This is a genomic window from Rodentibacter pneumotropicus DSM 21403, from assembly GCF_000379905.1.
Classification (GTDB): domain Bacteria; phylum Pseudomonadota; class Gammaproteobacteria; order Enterobacterales; family Pasteurellaceae; genus Rodentibacter; species Rodentibacter pneumotropicus.
The window spans coordinates 1-22,171 of the sequence record NZ_KB904057.1 but is presented as its reverse complement, the minus strand read 5'-3'; the positions used below and the strand labels follow the sequence as shown (position 1 = coordinate 22,171).

The following is a 22,171-nucleotide window of genomic DNA, read 5'->3' as shown; positions in this document are numbered from 1 at the left end:
TGTAATCTCCGTGAATTTAGAATTAGCTAGCGTAGTTTTTCTCAGTAACCAACCAACAATTATGAATTTGTTTATTGCGTTCAAAATCCAGTGGTAAGGTTTTGTGGGAAATTTCCACTGCACTTAACCCCAATGCCTCCAGCCCGGCAAAATCCATTTTGAAGCCCCGTTTATTATTAGAAAAAACAATGGTGCCGCCCTGACGTAAAATACGTTTTAAATTTCCCATTAATTTGATGTGATCTCGCTGAACATCCCAGTTTGTTTCCATTCGTTTTGAATTGGAAAAAGTAGGCGGATCCACAAAAATTAAATCAAATTGACGATCACATTTTTCCAACCATTGCAAACAATCCGCTTGAATGAGTTGATGTTGCTTGCCTTCAAGATCGTTGAGAATCAGGTTTTGTTCCGCCCAGTTGAGATAAGTGTTCGACATATCCACCGTCGTAGTGGATTTTGCCCCGCCCAATGCGGCATGAACGGTAGCTGAGCCCGTATAGGCAAACAAATTCAAGAAATCTTTCCCTTTTGCCAACTCCCCCACCATTTTTCGGGTAAGGCGATGATCCAAAAATAGCCCGGTGTCCAAATAATCCGTTAAATTTACCCAAAGTTGTGCGCCGTATTCGTTCACATAAAAATACTCGCCTTTATTGGCTAATTTTTCATATTGATTCGTGCCTTTTTGTTTTTGGCGGACTTTTAAAATCAGCTTGTTGGTTTCTACGCCGGTCACGTTTAACGTTGCCGTCACCGTATCCAATAAACGTTGACGTGCTTTATTTTCATCAATATTTTTAGGCGCAGCATATTCTTGTACCACAATATGATCGGCATAACGATCCACCGCAAGATTATATTCCGGCAAATCAGCATCATAAAGACGATAGGCATCTAACCCTTGTTGTTTCGCCCATTTTTCAATTTTCTTGATATTCTTTTGTAAACGATTGGCAAAATCCACCGCCACCTCTGAAGTGCGGTTAAATTCAAGGGAATTTTCCACCGCACTTTCTTCGCTAATTCGAGCAGAAATCTGATAATTTTTTTGAACACAATCAAGCGGTCCATTTTTTGCCTTGAATTGACGGTTTGCCCGCATTCTCAAACAATCCAGCAATGTGGATTCACTACTAAAAATTGAGGCATTCCAGCCACCAAATGCTTTTTTCAAACGCTGTCCAAAGACGGAGTAAAGGGCAATCAACGCCGGCGTCGTGCCTAAACGTTCGCCATAAGGCGGATTACAAATCACTGTTCCCACTTCATTTGGGCTTGGGTTAGTGAGAGCTGCTACATCACCTTGCTGCCATTTTATCAAGTGGTCGACACCGGCATTTTTCGCATTGCTTTGCGCCTTTTTTAACACGCGATGATCGAGATCAAAACCATAAAAGTGCGGTTGAATTTTGCCTTGTTTTTCTTCTGCTAAAATAATGGCTTCATTCTTAACTTTTTCCCACGCCGTTTGATTATGCCCTTTCCAAAAATCAAAGCCCCAATGTAAACGATACAATTGAGGGGCGATACCGGCTTCCATTTGTGCGGCTTCAATAAGCAATGTGCCTGAACCACACATAGGATCAACCAATGGCATACCCGCTTTCCAACCGGAACGCAACACAATAGCTGCCGCTAAAGTTTCACGTAAGGGGGCTTGTCCCGTTTCTTCACGGTAACCACGCAGGTGCAAGGCTTCTCCGCTCAAATCCAAAGAAATGACTAATTCTTCTCGGTTTAAATAGGCATGGATACGCACATCCGGTTGGGCTTTATCTACATTCGGACGTATTTTGCCCTTGCGTTCAAAGTGATCCACGATACCATCTTTCACTCGCATTGCGCCAAATTGAGTATGGCGAATGTCTTGGTTCGTGCCATTGAAATCCACAAAAAAAGTAACACGCTCATCAAAGTGTTCAAGCCAATTAAAGGTGGAAACCGCCGCATAGAGATCTAAATCACTGTAAATTTTGGTTTCGATTAATGGCAGTAAAATGCGTGAGGCAAGGCGTGACCAAAGCAAGGTGCGATAAAGGCTTTCATCATCGGCTTGGAAATGTACGCCGCCTTGTACCACTTTGGTATCAAGGGCTCCAAGTTCTGTCAGCTCAACTTTTAGGAGTTCTTCAAAACCACGAGAGGTTGTGGCGAATAATTGTTTCATTTGGGATCTCAAGAAAAAAATTTTTGCGATTATAGCATAAATTTCCAGTCAAATTAGGCGAGCATAGATTTCACAAACAAAAAATGGTGGGTTTTCCCACCATTTCTCAAAACATGACAATTACTTACTCAAACACTGCGCATAACTGTCTGCCGTTGCCTGAAGGAAATTTGCGTAGGAATTTGCCCCTAGCTCTACCCCATCACCAATCGGATCTAAACGCCCTACATTCACCGCTGTGCCTTTTGCTAGAGATTCAATCACTTTTGGTGTGAATTGAGGTTCCGCAAACAAGCAATTTACACGATGTTCGGCAATCTCTTCTTTGATATGTGCAAGGGTTTTCGCACCGGGTGCGACCAGTGGATTAATAGTGAAATAACCCATTTGTTTTAAACCGTAAGCATCATTGAAATAACCGTAAGCATCGTGGAAAACAAAGAAACCTTTTTCTTTAAAAGGGGCGAGTTGGGCTTTGATCTTATCACTTTGCTCCGCCAAAGTGCGGTTGAAATCTGCAAGATTTTTTGCAATCAGTTCTTTTTTATTAGGAAATTGCACGGTCAGTTTATCCGCCACTTTTTGTGCAACAATCTGGCTTACAGCCGGTGAGTACCAAACGTGCCAGTTGGTGCTTAATCCTTCGTGATTTTCATGATCGTGATCATGTTCATGCCCACTTTTGTGTTCGTGTTTATGGTCATGTTTGTGATCGTGCTCCCCCTCTTCATGGAAATGTTCGTGATGGGCTTGGATTAATAGGGGTTTAACCTCAGCGAGGTCAGCAATAGTAATCACTTTTTGGCGGTCAATTTGACTTAGCGGTTTTTCTAAAAATGAATCAACGTCTTCGCCCACCCACAATACCAAATCCGCCGATTTCACTTTTTGAATATCGGATAACTTTAAGCTGTAATCATGGGGAGAAGCACCTGCCGGTACAAGTATCTGTGTATCGGTTACACCATTAGCAACGGCTGAAGCAATAAAACCAAGGGGTTTTACCGATGCCAATACATCCGCATTAGCCATCATAGGAAGGGTTAAAAGTGCGGTTGAAATTGCACTCATTTTTAATATAGTTTTCATTTTGTCTCCTCTATTGTTAATAATGATTCTCAAAGAAGAGACAAAAGCCTACACTGTTTAAAATAAATTGCAATAATTTTATATGGATACTTAATGAGATTTTTTCATTGGAAAAATAAATGGAATTTTCTGTAACAAAAAGGCAACCTACGTTGCCCTAGATGAAAGATTGATATTTTATTTTCTCAACAATTTATCAATGACTCTTGAGACCGCAAAAAAACCAAAGGTTGCAGTAATCATTGTGGCAGCCCCAAATCCGTTGGCACAGTTCATGGTAGCGGAGACGGTGCACCCTTCACCCATTTTAGGGAAGATCAACGGCTGAGTAGAAAATACTGCGTCTATGCCAAACTTGCGTTGCGGATTTTGAGTAAAATTAAAATCCTTGCGTAAAACCGACCGCACTTTTGCTAGCAAGGGATCCTGAATGGTTTTGCTTAAATCGGCAATTTGAATTTGTGTGGGATCGGTTTGTCCGCCTGCTCCCCCCACAGTGATAATTTTAATTTTATTGCGTTTGCAATAGGCAATCATTGCCGCTTTGGTTTTAACATTATCAATGGCATCAATCACATAGTCATAACCACGATTGAGATAATCTGCCTGATTATCAGGCGAAATAAAATCATCAATAATATTGACGATACACTCTGGGTTAATCAGTTTTACCCGTTCTGCCATCACTTCTGTTTTGAGCTTACCGATATTACCACTCAATGCAGGAAGTTGGCGGTTGATATTGGTCACACAAATATCGTCCATATCAATCAGGGTGATCTGCCCAATACCGGAACGGGCTAACGCCTCCACCACCCATGAGCCGACTCCACCAATACCGATCACACAAATATGCGCTTGTCGAAGACGGGCTAAGCCCTCGGGCGTATAAAGTCGTCCGATACCACCAAATCGCTGTTCGTAGTTATCCGTACGTGCCATTATTGCAATACCCAAACACGACCATAATGTTTTGAAAGTCCGGCAATATGCCCTGCTTGCTCGCCGATTCCACGGTATAAATCAAAATGGTGTCCGTTTACCGCGCCACCCACATCTAATGCCACCATTAAATGTAATTTATGCGAACCTCTCCAATTACCGTCATTATCAATATCCGGCACTTCGACCAATAAAACGGAACCCGATGGGATCACATTACGATCGGAAGCCACCGCCGCCATTGGTACAAGAGGTACTCCTGCGGAACCTTTTACTTTTCCACTTGGATCATTTTTAAAGAATACATAGGATGGGTTGCGCTCTAATAAGCCTTGCACTCGTGAAGGATTCGCTTTTCCCCAATCACGAATGGCTTGAATTGACATTTTCTCTTTTGGAATTTCCCCATCTTCCACCAACAAACGCCCTACTGCTTGATATTTAAAACCATTTTGTCCGGCATAGGCAAAATAATTCAAATTGCCGTTGCCAAAATCAACATAACCACTTCCCTGTACACCTAACAAGAAGTTATCAATCATAGAATCACTATAAGCCAATTCTAAACCTTTCCCTTCCAATGCCCCTGCATAGATTTGCGCACGAGACAAACGTTTATAGGTTGGCATGGCATAAATTGGGTGTTGAAATTTCCCTTGTGGTGTACGGCGGGCATGAATTACCGGAGAGTAATAGCCCGTCATCAATACATTTTGATAACCATCAAAGCCTTTCATAATTTGTGAAGAAATACCGTATTGCGACAATTCACGCACATCCGCACCGGCAAGCACCCAATTCGTAATTTTTTGATAGTGGCCATAAAAACGCTCGGATAGTCTGTCGGAGTAAGCTTTAATATTAGAAAGTTGAGTTAAAAAATCACCTTGATTAATGACCGCACTTTGATTTTCCACACGAGCAACCGGCGATAAAATACTTTGTTGATAGGGACGTCCATTGTATTTTGCACCAAATTTTTGAGGATCATCGCCTGTTGGTGTGAGAATAGGCGAACCGTTATTTGATGATTTGTGTGATGAACCACCACAGGCTACCAAAATTGATGTGATTGCGAAAAGAGAAAAAACTTTTATACCGAGATTTTTACAAAATTTCATATCTTATTCCTAAACAAAAAATGAATTTTATGAGGCTGCATACGCTATCAAAAATTGTCTGAAACCACTAGCACTATTTCCTCAATAGCGTTTAATTTATATTCGTTTTGGTTATTTTATTAACAAACGCGACATAAACTTTTGTTTAATACTTGCAAAATTTCTTGAATGCAGTATAGTACGCCCCATCAGACGCGGGGTGGAGCAGCTTGGTAGCTCGTCGGGCTCATAACCCGAAGGCCGTCGGTTCAAATCCGGCCCCCGCAACCAGTTTTTAAAGCATCGATTTTATCGGTGCTTTTTTCATATGTCTCATCGGTAAAAAGCATTTTTCCTCAGTGGGGAAAAATGCTTTTTCTCATTTAATAGCAATATGAACAGTAATTTCCTCTCTATCGTGGAAAAGATGTTTTGCCTGAATCTCAAAGGTCAAATTTTGTTTATTCAGCATATCAGTGAGATTTTCCAAGCACTGCATCACTTCTTGATAACGTTTTTTCATTGGTAACTTTAAATTAAAAATCGTTTCACGACACCAACCGTTCACCAACCATTTGCCAATCAGATTGGTAATGCGGCTTGGCTGTTCTACCATATCACACACCAGCCAATCAACCTTTTTACGTTTTGGTGGCTGAAACTTAAAACCGTCTTCAGCACAATGTTCGATTCGACCGGTTTCATGCAGACTATCAGCCATTTTTCCATGATCGACGGCATAAACAAATAAGCCACGTTTGACTAATTGATATGTCCAACCACCCGGACAAGCACCAAGATCGACACCTGTCATACTTTCATTGAGCCGCTTTTTTTCTTCCTTTTTAGGAATAAATGTTAAAATCGCCTCTTCCAATTTTAAGGTAGAACGACTTGGTGCTTCAGAGGGAAACTTCAAACGAGAAATCCCCATAAAGTGTTCTGAATGGTTATTGATATAGGAATAACCCACATAACAATAATTCGGTTTCACGAAAAAACAATGTAAAAACAGACCGCACTTTTGAGGCGTGTTAGCCATTAAGCAACCTTTCTTTTTCAATGCCTGACGTAATGGCACGGTAAACTTTCGACAAAAAGTTGAAAGCGCTTTGGATTCATTCGTATCCGCCATTTCCACAAAGAGTGTGGTTGATTGCTTAAAATTGATTTGCTCTGACAATTTCTCAAATGCCGAGAGAATCGGGCTAATACGATCGGCAGGATCAAGATTTTCCAATAAATTTGATACCACCAACATCTGGCGGGCAAAAATTAGCTGATTAAAGGGCACTTCACGTGCTAAACGATCTGCTTCATTGGATTCATAACATTCAAAAATCACATAACCCGAATGTTCTTGAACCCGGGCAAAACCAAATATGCCTAGGCTTGCAGCATGATCCGTAATTTCTGCTGCCACTTCTTTTTCAAAGCCCGGACGGCAATATAATGCTAATTTATTCATATTCTTCTTTTTTTATTGTATTAATAATCCAATGGCGAAAGGCTTGAATTTGCTCATCATCAAGGCGATCAAGATGATTCACCACATAAAAAGATTTAGGATCGGGTAAATTTGTCGGTAATACTACTTGAAGTGAACCTTGCTCAATTTCCTGCAACGAGATCAAACGATTAGCCAACACAATACCCTGTCCATGGCTTGCCGCCTGCAATGCCATAAATGTATGGCTAAATAAAGGACCTTGCTGGATATTCAAATCTTCAAGTTTTAAATAATCTGCCATAATTCTCCAGTTATCACGCGTATGCGTATGGAGTAGCGTATGATGTTTTAAATCTTGTTTATCACGAATCGGTTTTTGGGCAAGCAGCTCCGGTGAGGCTAAAATCAATAAGTTTTCTTTGCCTAGACAATCAACTTGTAAATTCTGCCAATCTCCCTTTCCGTAATAAATGGCAAGATCGATTTCTTTATTTAATAAGCCTTCATCTTGATCCACGCCTTTTAAACGAACTTCAATTTCAGGATGAAGCCGATTAAAGTCACTTAAATGTGGTACAAGCCATTGAATACCAAAAGTTTGAGGTACACTAATGCTTAAGTGAAGATCATCTTTTAGCGTCAATAATCGCTCTGTCGCTTCATTAAGTTTACGTAAAATTTTATTAATATCGACAAAATAGGTCTTACCAAATTCGGTTAATTCTAAAGCTCGATTTTTACGTTTAAATAGCTCAATACCTAAAAAATCTTCTAATAATTTGATTTGATGGCTAACAGCAGCTTGAGTAACAAAGAGCTCATCGGCCGCCTTTGTAAAACTTAAGTGTCGTGATGCAGATTCAAAAGACTTCAATGAATTCAAGGGAGGCAAACGTTTATACATAGTTCTTCCAAAATATAATTTTTTCGTCTATACTTAGACAGTTTCAACTCAGATTAATTTTTTTAATCTTTCAAATAAAAAAACGTCATTTGTTCTTCTTATTTTCAATTCTTACAATACACGTATACTTAGTAGTTGGTAATTCTTTACGAGTTAATGAGTTTCGGACTTAAGTATGATGTTGTGTTTGCATATAGTTCAGGTAACTGAACTTGGGTAACAATAAGTTACTCATTTACTTCCTATAATTTGAACCTTTTGGTTAAACGCCACCCTTTTTGAGTGGCGTTTTTTTCGTCTCAGAATTATACCACAACTCTCTTTTCTTGTTTTACTTGATTATGTTTAAAATAACTAACTAAATTTTGAAAAATCACAAAAAATTAAGGTTTTAAGGTTTAAATACTCAAAATAATGATGTAGATTAATAGCGGTTCACTAACAGCATCATATTAAGGAAAGCAAAATGAAAAACTTAGACTGGAATAATCTTGGTTTCAATTATATTAAAACCGACTACCGTTTTATTGCTCATTGGAAAAATGGTAAATGGGATGAAGGCAAACTCACCACTGACAATACCTTGCATATTCACGAAGGTTCAACCGCACTTCACTATGGTCAACAATGTTTTGAAGGATTGAAAGCCTACCGCTGTAAAGATGGTTCGATTAACTTATTCCGTCCACAAGAAAATGCAAAACGTATGCAACGCACGGCAAACCGTCTCTTAATGCCACAAGTTCCTACGGAATTATTTGTTCGTGCCTGTAAAGAAGTTGTCAAAGCAAATGAAGAATGGCTTGCTCCTTATGGTTCCGGTGCAACCTTATATTTGCGTCCATTCCTCATTGGCGTAGGAGAAAACATTGGCGTAAAAGCGGCACCGGAATTTATTTTCTCCGTATTCTGCTGTCCGGTGGGTGCTTATTTTAAAGGCGGATTAACGCCATCTAATTTCATCACAACCGAGTACGATCGTGCTGCCCCAATGGGAACCGGTGGAGTGAAAGTCGGAGGCAACTATGCCGCCAGCTTGCTCCCCCATGAATTAGCGGCAGAACAGGGAACTGCGGAACGCAAATTTGCCGATGCGATTTACCTTGATCCGAAAACCCACACTAAAATTGAAGAAGTGGGGGCAGCAAATTTCTTCGGGATAACCAAAGACAATAAATTTATCACGCCAATATCAGAATCCATCCTACCGAGTATCACAAAATACTCTTTGCTCTATATTGCGAAAGAACGTTTGGGTATGGAAGCCATTGAAGGAGATGTGTATATCGATCAGCTTGATCAATTTGTCGAAGCCGGTGCTTGTGGTACAGCGGCGGTCATTTCACCGGTTGGCGGTATTCAACATAAAGACAAATTCCACGTATTCTATTCCGAAACCGAAGTGGGGCCTATTACCCGTAAACTTTACAATGAGCTCACCGGTATTCAATTCGGTGATATTGAAGCACCGGAAGGCTGGATTGTGAAAGTTGAATAATAAGAATTGAACAAAAAAAGTGCGGTGTATTTTCACCGCACTTTTTTATTTTTTATCTCTCATTATGAATTTCTAAATTTGTCGCGTCTTTTTCACGCTTTTTCTTTGCAGAATCATTACGTTGTGAGGCGATGCTATCCAAATATTCAGGTGTAATATCCCCTGTGATATATTCGCCGGTGAAAACAGAGCAATCAAATCCTTTAATCATCGGATTTTCTTGCTGAACAGATTCGGTTAAGGCATTAAGATCTTGGAAAATCAATTTATCAACGCCAATTAATTTCGCAATTTCATCTACGCTACGACCATTCGCAATAAGTTCATCTTTCGTTGGCATATCAATGCCATACACGTTCGGATAACGAATTTCCGGTGCGGCTGAGGCAAAATAAATTTTCTTCGCACCAGCAGCCCGAGCCATTTCGACAATCTGCTCTGATGTAGTGCCACGGACGATAGAATCATCTACCAATAGCACATTTTTATCTTTAAACTCCGCTTTGATCGTATTGAGTTTACGGCGAACAGAACTAATACGCTGCGCTTGCCCCGGCATAATAAAGGTACGACCCACATAGCGGTTTTTCACAAAACCTTGGCGATAAGGCTTATTCAGCACGTTAGAAATTTGTAACGCAATATCCGTTGAGGTTTCCGGCACGGGAATAACAACATCAATATTGTCTAATTCATCTTTCCATTCCTGCGCAATTTTTTGGCCTAAACGTTCCCCCATATGAACGCGTGCAGCATAGACAGAAACTCCATCCATAATAGAATCAGGACGAGCAAAATAGACATATTCAAAAACGCACGGATTTAAGACCGCACTTTCAGCACATTGTTGTGCGTAAAGTTCACCATCAAAAGTAACATAAATTGCTTCACCCGGTGCAACATCACGAACAAAATCATACCCTGCTACATCCAAAGCGACTGTTTCCGAAGCAAACATATACTCTGTTTTGCCATTTTCTTCACGCTGCCCCAACACAAGAGGGCGAATGCCAAAGGGATCACGAAACACGACCATACCATGTCCGATAATCATTGCAAGACAAGCATAAGCGCCACGCACATCTTTGTGGGTTTTGCTCACCGCATAAAAAATATCCTGTGGATCCAAGTGATCTTGCGGAATATTATCAAGATGATTAGCAAAAATATTTAAAAGTAATTCAGAATCAGAATTGGTATTTACATGACGACGAGCGGTTTTAAACACTTTTTCCTTCAATTCTGCCGAATTGGTTAAGTTACCATTATGAACCAATGTTACCCCATAGGGTGAATTCACATAGAAAGGTTGCGCTTCCGAGACACTTGAACTCCCAGCGGTGGGATAACGCACGTGTCCCATACCAGCATTACCTTGCAACCGCAACATATGTTCATGTCTAAAAATATCACTGACTAACCCATTTGCTTTACGCAAACGGAATCGATTTTCATCGTCTATTGTGACGATCCCCGCAGCATCTTGTCCGCGATGTTGCAACAACGTTAATGCTGCATAAATAGACTCATTAACCGGACTTTGACTCACAATACCGACGATACCACACATTTCATAACCCTTATTGATTAAATGTTGAATTTAAGAAACTGGAGCTTGCTTGAAGCTGTTGGAAAAACCATTCAATAATAAACCCAAAGTGTGGAATTAATGTTGATTCTTTCCACCAATCGGTTTGTTCAAAATTCGTGAAGGTATCCAAGAAGAATAAGATCGCCGCGACAATTAATGCACCACGTAATAAACCAAATGCTGCTCCTAATACACGATCAGTCCCGCTTAATCCGGTTTTATCAACTAACTGTGCAATCACAAAATTAACGATACCACCGACAATTAATGTCAGTACAAATAAAATACCGATTGCAGTGCCATTTCGCACGTACATAGATTCAATTTGTGTTAAATAGGTTGCAAGGTAAGGATAAAACTGACTTGCCACAATAAATGCGACAACCCAACTGGCAAGTGATAATACTTCACGCACAAATCCACGAAGTAAACTGACAAGAATAGAAAAAGCGATGATGCCAATAATAATGTAATCGATCATTAAAAAATCTCTCAATAAAAAGAGCTGCACAAAGCAGCCTGCGTATTCTACAAAAAATAAAGTAAAAAAGAAAACGTTTGCGTCATATAAATTTAACTAAATTTCTTTCCAAAAAGTACGCTCTAATCGTTGCTCCGCTTTCCTTAAAACTTCGGCTAAATGTTGATATGTGGGTTTACCTTGTAAAAGCGGCAAGGGTTCTTGTATATTCCTCAAACGCTCACAAATATCGTAAAACCACGTTGCGCTTTGCGCTTCCAAAGGTGACATCGCACGTTTCCCCAGCCAGTATAGTCCTTGTAACGGAATAAGTAGGGCAAAAAGTGCGGTTAGAATCGCTGCAGAAAATGCCATAATATCGTGCTTGGCATAAAGCTGTTGCCACACAACAGCAAATACTGCGATTAACGGCATCGCATTTTGTGCAAAACGCGTGCTTTTTATAACTCGCTGTTCAGGAAAAATTATTCCTAATTTAGCTTCTTGCGGCCAAGTATTAAGATAAATTTGTCCTTGCTTAAAAATAGAAAAAAACGACATAAAAACACCCTTAAAAATAACCGCACTTATGATACTCCAGATCACTTCTTATTTCTATCTTATCAAATTGATGCAAATTTCATTTTTCTCTAAATGAAGTCAGATTTTTCTTTCTTGATGAATTTATTTTATTGCATAAAAGGTGTATCCTATGTACGACTTTACAGTCCGATCTTTTCGATTGGATTTTTATTAACTTTAACCAAATTATAGGGTTCCTATGTCAAAACTTGTTCTTATCCTTAACTGTGGTAGTTCTTCGTTAAAATTTGCAATTCTTGATCCTGCTACAGGAGAAGAAAAATTATCTGGTTTAGCCGAAGCTTTTTTCCTTCCTGAATCTCGCATTAAATGGAAACTTAACGGTGAAAAGGGTAACGCAGATTTAGGTGCTGGTGCAGCACATACCGAAGCGCTTGATTTTATCGCATCAAACATTATGACCGATGAGCTTAAAAACTCTATCGCTGCGATTGGTCATCGTATCGTACACGGTGGTGAAAAATATACCCGATCTGTTTTAATCAATGATGATGTCATTAAAAACATTGAGGACGCAGCACAATTCGCACCACTTCATAATCCGGCACACTTAATTGGTATTCGTGAAGCATTTAAAGCGTTCCCACATCTAAAAGATAAAAACGTTGCGGTATTTGATACAGCGTTCCATCAAACAATGCCGGAAGAAGCATATCTATACGCATTACCATACTCTTTATATGAAGATAACGGCATTCGTCGCTATGGCGCACACGGCACCAGCCATTTCTTTATTTCTCGTGAAGTAGCAAAACGTGTAGGAAAACCTGTCGAGCAAGTAAATACGATTATCTGCCACTTAGGTAACGGCGGCTCGGTGTCGGTTGTTCGCCACGGTCAATCTGTTGATACCTCTATGGGATTAACACCATTAGAAGGTTTAGTGATGGGAACCCGTTGCGGTGATATTGACCCAGCAATTATCTTCTACCTTTACAAGAATTTAGGTATGTCTATGGATCAAATTGAAGAGACCTTAGTGAAAAAATCAGGTCTTTTAGGTTTAACCGGAGTAACCAGCGACTGCCGTTATTCAGAAGATAACTACGAAGATCAGTCCAAACCTGAAGCCAAACGTGCATTAGATGTTTATAGCTATCGTTTAGCAAAATATATCGGCGCCTATATGGCAATATTAGGTGATGATCACTTAGATGCCATTGCATTCACCGGTGGTATTGGTGAGAACTCTGCCCAAGTACGTAAATTAACATTAAATCACTTAAAATTATTCGGTATCAAAATTGATGATGAGCGCAACCTTGCTGCCCGTTTTGGTAACGAAGGGGTGATCACTTCTGATGACTCTAAATTTAAAGCTATCGTTCTTCCAACTAACGAAGAATTAGTGATTGCTCAAGACACTGCAAAACTTAGTTTTTAAGTTAACTACAAACTGCCGAGAAAATTCGGCAGTTTTTCTTTATAACTCAATTTGTTAAGGTTTATTATGTCCCGTACAATTATCCTTGTTCCTATTAGTACCGGTGTAGGTCTAACCAGCGTAAGTCTTGGTCTCATTCAATCTCTTGAACAAAAAGGGGCGAAAGTAGGTTTTATGAAACCTATTTCTCAACCAAACTCCGGTGAAGATCAATTAGATCGCACAACCTCTATCGTTCGTACCAATACGACTTTAGAAACCGTCGAACCCTTTATGTTAAGTGTAGCAGAATCATTAATTGGTCAAAATCAGTCCGATGTGCTACTAGAAAAAATCGTTGAAAACCATCAACAACTTTCTAAAAATAATGAAATCATCGTTGTTGAAGGTTTAATCCCAACCCGTAAACACACTTACGCAAATAGTATTAACTACGAAATTGCACAAGCATTAGATGCAGAAATTATTTTAGTTGCTGCTCCGGCAACAGAAACCCCAGCAGAATTAAAAGAGCGTGTAGAAGCCGCAGCCTCATTATTCGGTGGAAAAAATAATCCTAATTTATTGGGTGTTGTCGTTAATAAATTTAATGCACCAATTGATGAATCCGGTCGTACCCGCCCAGATTTAACAGAAATTTTCGATTCTTTCCAGCATAGCCGTAACAGTGAAGCCGAATTAGCTAAATTATTCTCAAATAGTGCAATTAAGCTTTTAGCTTGCATACCATGGTCAGCCGAGTTAATTGCAACCCGTGCGGTTGATCTAGTGAAACACTTAGGTGCTGCAATTATTAATGAGGGTAATATTAACCGTCGTATTCGTGGCATCACATTCTGTGCACGAAGCCTGCCAAATATGCTTGAACATTTCCGCGCAGGTAGCCTATTAGTAGTTTCGGCAGATCGTCCTGATGTGATCGTTGCTGCGGCACTTGCTGCTTCAAATGGCGTAGAAATTGGCGGTATGCTACTAACCGGCGGATACAAAATTGATGCTCAAATTAACAAACTTTGCCAACATGTATTTGAATCAACTCAGCTACCAATCTTCCGTATTGAAGGCAATACATGGCAAACTGCATTAAGCCTACAAAGTTTTAATCTTGAAGTGCCGGTTGACGATAAAGAGCGTATTGAAAATATTAAAAGTTATATGAGCGAACAATTCAACGCGGAATTTATCAACAGCCTAGTAGCAGGTTCAACACGTTTACGCCGCTTATCTCCTCCTGCATTCCGTTTCCAGTTAACCGAATTGGCTCGAGCAGCGAAAAAACGCATTGTCCTTCCGGAAGGTGACGAACCTCGTACCATTAAAGCTGCCGCACTTTGTGCAGAACGTGGTATTGCAGAATGTGTATTATTAGCAGATCCTGCCTCCGTTCAACGTGTTGCTGAAGCACAAGGTGTTGAATTAGGTAAAGGTATTACTATTATCAATCCGGCTGATGTGCGTGAAAATTATGTGGATCGCTTGGTTGAACTTCGCAAAGCGAAAGGAATGACCGAAACAGCTGCTCGCGAACAATTAGAAGACACTGTGGTACTGGGTACAATGATGCTAGAAGCAAACGAAGTGGACGGTTTAGTCTCCGGTGCTGTTCACACCACTGCGAATACTATTCGCCCGCCAATGCAAATCATTAAAACCGCACCGGGCAGTTCAATTGTCTCTTCTATCTTCTTTATGCTATTACCGGATCAAGTATTAGTCTATGGTGACTGTGCCGTAAATCCGGATCCGAATGCAGAACAATTAGCGGAAATTGCGATTCAATCAGCAGATTCGGCAAAAGCCTTTGGTATCGATCCGAAAGTTGCCATGATTTCTTATTCTACCGGTACATCAGGCAGTGGTGCTGACGTAGAAAAAGTGAAGGAAGCTACCCGTATCGCAAAAGAAAAACGCCCTGATTTATTAATTGACGGCCCGTTACAATATGATGCGGCAGTCATGGAAGATGTGGCACGCTCCAAAGCTCCGGATTCGCCGGTTGCCGGTAAAGCGACTGTTTTTGTTTTCCCTGACTTGAACACAGGTAATACCACCTATAAAGCAGTACAACGTTCTGCTGATTTGGTATCTATCGGTCCAATGTTGCAAGGTATGCGTAAACCGGTTAATGACCTCTCTCGTGGTGCATTAGTGGATGATATTGTGTACACCATTGCATTAACTGCAATTCAAGCAACACAGAGCTAATCTGAAACAGCAATGATAATGACCGCACTTTGATTAACAAAGTGCGGTCATTTTTTTATGATTTTTAAGCCTCAATAGATTTCAACAAAGCCAAAAGCTGTAATCCTATTTCTCTACGCCAACCAACTAATAAATCGGGTAATTTATCCGGCGATTCATTGTGTCGCCAAACCCATTTGATTAATTCCTCCAAACTTCGCTTACTTGCTAAAATTTCTAGCGTTAGACCTTGTGGCGTTAGCTCATAAGTTTTTTCTTGTAAGAGGCGAATTGCCTTTTTATAACGGGGATCATCAGCGATGCGAAGGATACGTTTCGGATAATCATAGGGCGATACTCGGCGTGCTTTCGCTAAGAGTTGCAAAATTTTCTTACCACGTACTCTGACCTCATTATTGGAAAGCCCCATTTCAAGCATTTCCGAGGTATTACGCGGATTGTATTTTGCCACTTTCCATAAATTTTCTGACTTAACGACATAAGAAAGAGCCAAATCACGTTCTATCGCTACTTCTTGTCGCCATTGAGCCAAAATTTTTAATCGAGCAAGCTCCAATGGATTAAGCTTCCATGAATTTGGAATATCCAAATAGGCAGTTTCCGCATCACGCGCTTGTAATTTCTTTGTTTTTGATAAGGCAAGTTCACAGTCAGCTTGTACAGCATTTTGCCAAGGGGTTGCCATTAATTCTTTTTGTAAACAATCGTAAATTGGTAATAAATACCACACGTCACCTGCAGCATAATGTAATTGTGTTTCCGATAAAGGGCGCTTAATCCAATTTGTTCTCGTCGCACCTTTATCCACCTTAGTATTCAAATAATTTAATGCTAATTTCGCTAATCCTACTGAATTTCCTAATCCAAGAAAACGTGCCATTATTTGCGTATCAATCATTGGCTGGGGTAATTGATCAAATTCCTGCAAAAAAACAAGTAAATCTTCGCTACAAGAATGAAGAACTTTAAGCACATTGGGATCAGACAATAATTCAATAAAAGGCGAAAAATCGCTAATGCTTAAAGGATCAATTAGAGAAACCCGCTCACCATCATAAAGTTGAATGAGACCTAGTTTTGGAAAATAAGTCGATACGCGCACAAATTCAGTGTCCAAAGCGACCGCACTTTTTTGACGTGCCAATTGGCAAATTTCACACAGTCCTTGATTTGTTGTGATCAATGAAAAATGCAATGGTTCTTGGCATTCTTTTATCATGACATTATCTCTTAGATTAAAAAAACAAAATGGGATATTGCTATCCCATTATTAAATAATGAAACTTAATGTGTTGGTCGATTGGCAATTTCTTCATCTCGTAATATACGACGCAATATTTTTCCAACATTTGTTTTAGGTAATTCGTCTCGAAACTCAATTTCTTTCGGCACTTTATAGCCGGTCAAATGTTGACGGCAATGCTGACGAAGTTCATCACGGGTAAGGCTTTCATCTTTTTTCACAACAAAAATTTTAATGGTTTCTCCTGAAACTTCGTTCGGTACGCCAATTGCCACGGCTTCCGCAACCTTATAATTGAGCATTACAACGTCTTCAATTTCATTCGGATAAACATTAAAACCTGAGACCAAAATCATATCTTTTTTACGATCTACAATACGTAAACTGTAACTCTCATCCATAATCACAATATCGCCGGTTGCCATCCAGCCGTCTTTCAATACTTCATTTGTTGCCTCAGGGCGTTGCCAGTAACCTTGCATAACTTGCTCGCCTTTTACCCACAATTCTCCTGCTTCACCGATTTCCGCCTCTGAACCATCATCTTTGATAATTTTAATATCTGTATTTGGTACAGGCACACCAATCGTTCCATTGTGTTTCACAACATTTACCGGGCAAGCAGCAATAAGTGGCGAACATTCCGTCATACCATAACCTTCAATAAGGTTACAGCCGGTTAAATCGTGCCAACGTGTCGCGACAGATTGTTGAATAGCCATACCGCCACCGACAGAAAGTTTTAATGCCGAAAAATCAACTTCTTTGAAATTTTCATTATTTAACAGTGCATTAAATAGCGTATTTACTCCAGTAATGGCTTCAAAGCGATATTTTTTTAATTCTTTGACAAAACCATCAATATCACGTGGGTTTGTAATTAAGATAGCGGTGACACCAAGTTCAAGGAAAAGCAAGCAGTTCACTGTTAAAGCAAAAACATGGTAAAGAGGTAGTGCAAGAATAGCTGAACGGGCACGGGCATAATCACCGATAAAAGGTTCTGCGATCCATTTTGCTTGGAAAACATTGGTAATGATATTTCCATGGGAAAGCATCGCCCCTTTCGCTACACCGGTTGTCCCCCCCGTATATTGCAGAAAAGCGAGATCATCACGTGACACTTCCGGTTGAATATATTGACGATATTTTCCAATACTTAATACTTCACGAAAAGTTACGGCATCTGGTAATTTATATTTTGGCACTAATTTTTTGATGTATTTCACCACAAAATTAACCAATGTACGCTTACCAAAAGAAAGCTGATCGCCCATTCGGGTTAAAATAACGTGTTTTACATCCGTATTAAAAACAACTTTCTCAAGTGTTGAGGCAAAATTTGAAACAACCACAATTGCCACCGCTCCGCTATCTTGTAATTGATGTTCAAGTTCTCGCGGGGTATAAAGCGGATTGACATTCACCACAATCAAACCTGCCCGTAAAATACCGAAAAGTGCGATAGGATATTGCAATAAATTCGGCATCATCAAGGCAACACGGTCACCGCGTTTTAATTTAAACTCATTTTGTAAATAAGCCGCAAAAGCCCGACTGCGTTCTTCTAATTTACGAAAAGTGAGAACCTGTCCCATATTGATATATGCAGGTCGATCAGGATGTTCGCGAATTGCTTTATTAAATATATCTAAAATTGATTCATATTTTGAGGTATCCAGATATTTTTCAGCACCTTCCGGATAATTTTGAAACCAAATTTTTTCCATTTATTATTAACCTTATAGTTGGAAAATCAACGGCGGATTCTATCATTTAATTTAAATAATAGCGAATTTCCGGCTCGTTATGCCACGCTCGATGATGCCAACTCCAAAATCCCCAATCATCCCAATTATTTGGTGGGTAATAGTAATGCTTACTCAATGTCCAAAGGCGATAATTTTCAATTTGAATCAGTGGATAAGAGTAATTAGCTTGTTCAATTTTGCCTTCTTCTTTTCCGGATAAAATTCCACCTAACGTAATATAACGATCTTTCAGATTTTCAGGATCAATAAAACCGTTAAAATACGCAATAAAACGCCCTTGGGATTGTGACTCCACAATAGGTTTACCCGAATAATTAGAAATTGGCAAACTCAATACCTCAATTTTCGTTTTATTCGGCAAAATTTCCGATTGAATAATTTTTCCGCCTAAACGTATAGTTTTACAGTGACAATTCAGATCCTGCGGTGAAATATCACGATAATCGGTAATTGAGAATCGATTTTTATCTAAGCCTTTTGGCGATGTAATACAGCCTGTTAATAAGAAAGAAAGTGCGGTTAAAAATAGTATTGTTTTTACTCTCATAAGCTCCTCCTACCGATCTATAAGAAAATTACTCACGCCCGGGCAATTTTTTCCAAGTGACCTCATTACGCAAATAAATAGGTTCAATATCTAATGCTGAAATGACTTCTTTTTGTAACCAATTCACTCGAGCTAATTCCAGCATATACAGAGCGTTGGGTAGTTCAATATCCGTACCGGTGAAACGTTTTTCAGAAAACTGCAAATAGGCATTCCAACCTGTTCCAACTCGGAAAGCACTCTCATCTGTAAACTGAGCAATAACCTGCTCGGGCGGACAAACTTGCTCTGTAATCACTTCACGCCATTGAAAAAATTCACCGAAATCTGACCGCACTTTTTCTCGTTTTAGTTGAGAAAAATAAACTTCATTCATTCTTGCATCAATGGCCGCAGCAACATTTTCTCTTTGATGTAATTCAAATGCCGCCTGTGCCATTGCTGTTAAATTCGAAATGGGAATAACCGGCAGATCCGCCCCAAAAGCCAATCCTTGTGCAATCCCAGCACCTACCCTTACTCCTGTAAAACTACCGGGTCCACGACCAAAGGCAAGAGCATCAACTTGATTTAATCGAATTCCTGAGTTTGCCAAAATTTCATCTATCATTGGCAGAATACGTTTTGTATGAGTGCGTTGAGCCAATTCATTTAAATATGTTTTTTCACCCTTGTTTAACAATGCGACAGAACAGGCTTCAGTAGAGGTATCTAATGCTAATAAAGTTAAATTTGTCATTATTTTTCTCAATTATTCTTTTGTAAAAATTGTATCACTTTGTTGAGATTACGGGTACGCCTTAAACTTGGTAAACTTTTTAAAAATGTTTCACCATAGTTACGCATAACAAGGCGATTATCACAAATAATGACAGCCCCACGATCCGTAACATCACGGATTAAACGTCCTACCCCTTGCTTTAGCATAATCACGGCCTCAGGAATTTGAATATCATTGAACGGGTTTCCACCTTGTAAACGGCAATCATCAATACGCGCCTTAAGCAAAGGCTCATCAGGTGACACAAAAGGAAGCTTATCAATAATAACCAAAGAAAGTGCCTCGCCACGCACATCAATTCCTTCCCAAAAACTTGATGTTGCAACTAAAACTGTATTTTTACCAGCGGTAAATTCTGACAATAACGTTGTTTTTGGCATTTCACCTTGTAATAGTACTGATAGTTGACTATTTGAACGAAAATATCCCGCTAAATTACGCATCATTTCATAGGAAGTACAAAGCACAAAACACCGCCCTTGATTGGCTTCAATAACAGGTAATAACATTTTCCCCAACTCTGTTTGTGTATTGGTTTGGTTTGTATTTGGCAAATAGCGAGGCACGCACAATAATGCTTGTTCAGTATAATTAAACGGGCTTTTTAAAATAAGTTGGCGTGCATTTTCAATGCCTAAGCGATGATAAAAATGATCAAATTTCCCATCAACTTCTAAAGTAGCAGAAGTAAAAATCCATGCGGCTTGCTTCGTTTTCAGCTGTTCACCAAATTTATCCGCAACAGTTAAAGGTGTAATATGTAAAGCAAATTGACGTGCAAAGGTTTCATACCAGTAACAATAGCCGACACGATCCGTTTCAAGTAAACGCTGTAAATAGTTCTTCAGATTTTCAACCCGTTCAAAAATATTATCCAGAGCTTGTGAACGCCCTAAAGCTAATTTAATCACTTCGGATAAAAAAGCTAATTTTTCAACAAGAATTTTAAATGATTTTTCAACCGCACTTTGTCTTAATATTTCACGCCAATTACCACGTAGATTTCCTTCCCCTAATAATAAACGAAAATCTTGTACTGTTTTTTGTAAAGTATCCGCTACACTGCTTAGTTGCTTTAGATCTTTTAATTCCGTGTGGTACACAATATTAATATCTTTACAAAGATCAAAAAATTGTCGGGAACTTACCGCTTGCCCAAAATATTGACTGGCAATATCAGGTAACTGATGAGCCTCATCAAAAATAATATTTTCCGCTTGCGGGATCAACTCACCAAAACCATTTTCTTTCACTGCCATATCTGCAAAAAACAGATGGTGATTGATTACCACAATGTCAGCATTAAGCGCTTTTTTTCGTGCTAATGCGACGTAACAGTCAGTATAATTCGGACAATCTGATCCAAGGCAATTTTCAGCCGTACTGGTTAATTGGGATAAAATAGGGCTATCTTCTGCAAGATCGGTACACTCGGTCAAATCCCCTGTTTTACTTGAAATGCTCCACTGACGGACTTTAACTAAATCTTTTAATACCGATTTGTCCCCTAATACGCCTTGTGTAATTAAACGTTCTAAACGCTCTAGACATAAATAATTAGCTCGACCTTTAAGTAAAGCTGTTTTCCCTGTATAATTCAACGCTTTTTTTATTGCAGGTAAATCACGATTAAATAATTGATCTTGGAGATTTTTAGAGCCTGTAGAAATAATAGTCTTCTTACCGGAAAGTAATGCCGGAGCTAAATACGCAAAAGTTTTTCCTGTCCCTGTACCGGCTTCTACTACCAATACACTTTTCTCAGAAAGAACCGTCTCAATAGCTTGCGCCATTTCTAACTGTTCAGCACGTGGGGAAAAACCCTTAATTTGCTGGCTTAATGCTCCACTTTCAGCAAAAAACTCTGTAACTTTATTCATCAAAAAGAAAATATAACCATATCACCGCTTAAATTAGACATTAGTGTAACAAATTTCACTCATGAATAAAAATACAGTAGAAATAAATCTATAATTAAATAGAAGGAAAGAAGATTTGATTTGAGCAAGGGAAAAGTGCTACTTAAATTTTATATTAAGAATAAAAAAATTTCCTGATTTTCAACCGCACTTTTTATCAATTTAATGTCACGATAAAGCTCTTTACCTCTGCTCCACACATATAACATATAGCCCCAAAAGCAAAATCCCCCAAATCTCTCGATTCAGGGGATTCCTTAATAATAAAACCTGGCGGTGCCCTACTCTCACATGGGGAAACCCCACACTACCATCGGCATTACAGCGTTTCACTTCTGAGTTCGGGATGGATTCAGGTGGGTCCACTGCACTCTCGCCGCCAAGATAATTCTTCAATAACGTCTAATTTGTCTTTTCTTTTAGTTCTTTGTTCTCTCGGTCACAAGCTGATTACTTTATTTATCTTACTTAATTCTGTTTAGTCTTTATTCGCTTCATTTTGACTTTGGCTTC

Annotated in this window: 17 protein-coding genes, 1 tRNA gene and 1 rRNA gene; 4 read left to right on the top strand and 15 right to left on the bottom strand. The window is 39.4% G+C overall.

The features are described from left to right. Positions 1-22 precede the first annotated feature (22 nt). The 4 genes from rlmKL to mltA all read right to left on the bottom strand — a co-directional run bounded on the left by rlmKL (position 23) and on the right by mltA (position 5,322). A complete protein-coding gene (rlmKL, locus tag A3GE_RS0107855; protein ID WP_018356712.1) occupies positions 23-2,170 on the bottom strand; it encodes a bifunctional 23S rRNA (guanine(2069)-N(7))-methyltransferase RlmK/23S rRNA (guanine(2445)-N(2))-methyltransferase RlmL in 2,148 nt (715 codons plus the stop codon). A 120-nt stretch (positions 2,171-2,290) separates the two neighbouring features. Continuing rightward, the gene (gene znuA, locus A3GE_RS0107850) at positions 2,291-3,259 is read right to left on the bottom strand and encodes a zinc ABC transporter substrate-binding protein ZnuA (protein ID WP_018356711.1); all 969 of its coding nucleotides are present in this window, start codon (positions 3,257-3,259) and stop codon (positions 2,291-2,293) included. A 177-nt stretch (positions 3,260-3,436) separates the two neighbouring features. Further along, positions 3,437-4,201, bottom strand: coding sequence for a tRNA cyclic N6-threonylcarbamoyladenosine(37) synthase TcdA (tcdA, locus tag A3GE_RS0107845; protein ID WP_018356710.1), 765 nt, complete (start codon positions 4,199-4,201; stop codon positions 3,437-3,439). Further along, entirely contained in the window at positions 4,201-5,322 is a 1,122-nt protein-coding gene (gene mltA, locus A3GE_RS0107840; RefSeq protein WP_018356709.1) for a murein transglycosylase A, read from the bottom strand. The genes tcdA and mltA overlap by 1 nt, the downstream gene beginning before the upstream one ends. Positions 5,323-5,515: 193 nt before the next feature. Here mltA and A3GE_RS0107835 point away from each other — a divergent pair. Next, positions 5,516-5,592 (top strand) — tRNA-Met (locus A3GE_RS0107835). An 88-nt stretch (positions 5,593-5,680) separates the two neighbouring features. Here the strand turns inward: A3GE_RS0107835 and rlmM are convergent. Then, entirely contained in the window at positions 5,681-6,769 is a 1,089-nt protein-coding gene (gene rlmM / locus A3GE_RS0107825; RefSeq protein WP_018356708.1) for a 23S rRNA (cytidine(2498)-2'-O)-methyltransferase RlmM, read from the bottom strand. Beyond that, positions 6,762-7,655 (bottom strand): transcriptional regulator GcvA, encoded by an 894-nt coding sequence (locus tag A3GE_RS0107820; protein ID WP_018356707.1) that lies wholly within the window; start codon positions 7,653-7,655, stop codon positions 6,762-6,764. The genes rlmM and A3GE_RS0107820 overlap by 8 nt, the downstream gene beginning before the upstream one ends. Positions 7,656-8,121: 466 nt before the next feature. Here A3GE_RS0107820 and A3GE_RS0107815 point away from each other — a divergent pair, with 466 nt between their 5' ends. After that, entirely contained in the window at positions 8,122-9,153 is a 1,032-nt protein-coding gene (locus A3GE_RS0107815; RefSeq protein WP_018356706.1) for a branched-chain amino acid aminotransferase, read from the top strand. 52 nt (positions 9,154-9,205) lie between these two features. On the opposite strand, the gene purF is transcribed toward A3GE_RS0107815, so the two are convergent. From purF to yfbV, 3 genes are all read right to left on the bottom strand, one after another. Further along, positions 9,206-10,723, bottom strand: coding sequence for an amidophosphoribosyltransferase (purF, locus tag A3GE_RS0107810; RefSeq protein ID WP_018356705.1), 1,518 nt, complete (start codon positions 10,721-10,723; stop codon positions 9,206-9,208). Between the two features lie 10 nt (positions 10,724-10,733). Beyond that, entirely contained in the window at positions 10,734-11,225 is a 492-nt protein-coding gene (locus A3GE_RS0107805; protein ID WP_018356704.1) for a CvpA family protein, read from the bottom strand. A gap of 96 nt (positions 11,226-11,321) precedes the next feature. Next, entirely contained in the window at positions 11,322-11,765 is a 444-nt protein-coding gene (yfbV, locus tag A3GE_RS0107800; protein ID WP_018356703.1) for a terminus macrodomain insulation protein YfbV, read from the bottom strand. Between the two features lie 220 nt (positions 11,766-11,985). On the opposite strand from yfbV, the gene A3GE_RS0107795 reads away from it, so the two are divergent. Together A3GE_RS0107795 and pta are read left to right on the top strand one after the other, a co-directional pair. Continuing rightward, positions 11,986-13,191 carry an acetate kinase gene (locus A3GE_RS0107795; protein WP_018356702.1) on the top strand — a complete coding sequence of 402 codons (1,206 nt, stop codon included), beginning with the start codon at positions 11,986-11,988 and terminating at the stop codon, positions 13,189-13,191. A 66-nt stretch (positions 13,192-13,257) separates the two neighbouring features. After that, positions 13,258-15,396, top strand: a complete 2,139-nt coding sequence (gene pta, locus A3GE_RS0107790; RefSeq protein ID WP_018356701.1) for a phosphate acetyltransferase — start codon at positions 13,258-13,260, stop codon at positions 15,394-15,396. Positions 15,397-15,460: 64 nt separating this feature from the next. On the opposite strand, the gene rnd is transcribed toward pta, so the two are convergent. From rnd to rrf, 6 genes are all read right to left on the bottom strand, one after another. Next, the gene (gene rnd / locus A3GE_RS0107785; protein WP_018356700.1) at positions 15,461-16,615 is read right to left on the bottom strand and encodes a ribonuclease D; all 1,155 of its coding nucleotides are present in this window, start codon (positions 16,613-16,615) and stop codon (positions 15,461-15,463) included. 65 nt (positions 16,616-16,680) lie between these two features. Continuing rightward, a complete protein-coding gene (fadD, locus tag A3GE_RS0107780; protein WP_018356699.1) occupies positions 16,681-18,369 on the bottom strand; it encodes a long-chain-fatty-acid--CoA ligase FadD in 1,689 nt (562 codons plus the stop codon). A gap of 46 nt (positions 18,370-18,415) precedes the next feature. Further along, the gene (locus tag A3GE_RS0107775) at positions 18,416-18,958 is read right to left on the bottom strand and encodes a Slp family lipoprotein (protein ID WP_018356698.1); all 543 of its coding nucleotides are present in this window, start codon (positions 18,956-18,958) and stop codon (positions 18,416-18,418) included. A gap of 28 nt (positions 18,959-18,986) precedes the next feature. After that, the gene (tsaB, locus tag A3GE_RS0107770) at positions 18,987-19,697 is read right to left on the bottom strand and encodes a tRNA (adenosine(37)-N6)-threonylcarbamoyltransferase complex dimerization subunit type 1 TsaB (RefSeq protein ID WP_018356697.1); all 711 of its coding nucleotides are present in this window, start codon (positions 19,695-19,697) and stop codon (positions 18,987-18,989) included. 8 nt (positions 19,698-19,705) lie between these two features. Next, the gene (gene yoaA / locus A3GE_RS0107765) at positions 19,706-21,619 is read right to left on the bottom strand and encodes a DNA repair helicase YoaA (protein ID WP_018356696.1); all 1,914 of its coding nucleotides are present in this window, start codon (positions 21,617-21,619) and stop codon (positions 19,706-19,708) included. Between the two features lie 307 nt (positions 21,620-21,926). Further along, a 5S ribosomal RNA gene (gene rrf / locus A3GE_RS0107760) occupies positions 21,927-22,042 on the bottom strand. Positions 22,043-22,171 lie beyond the last annotated feature (129 nt).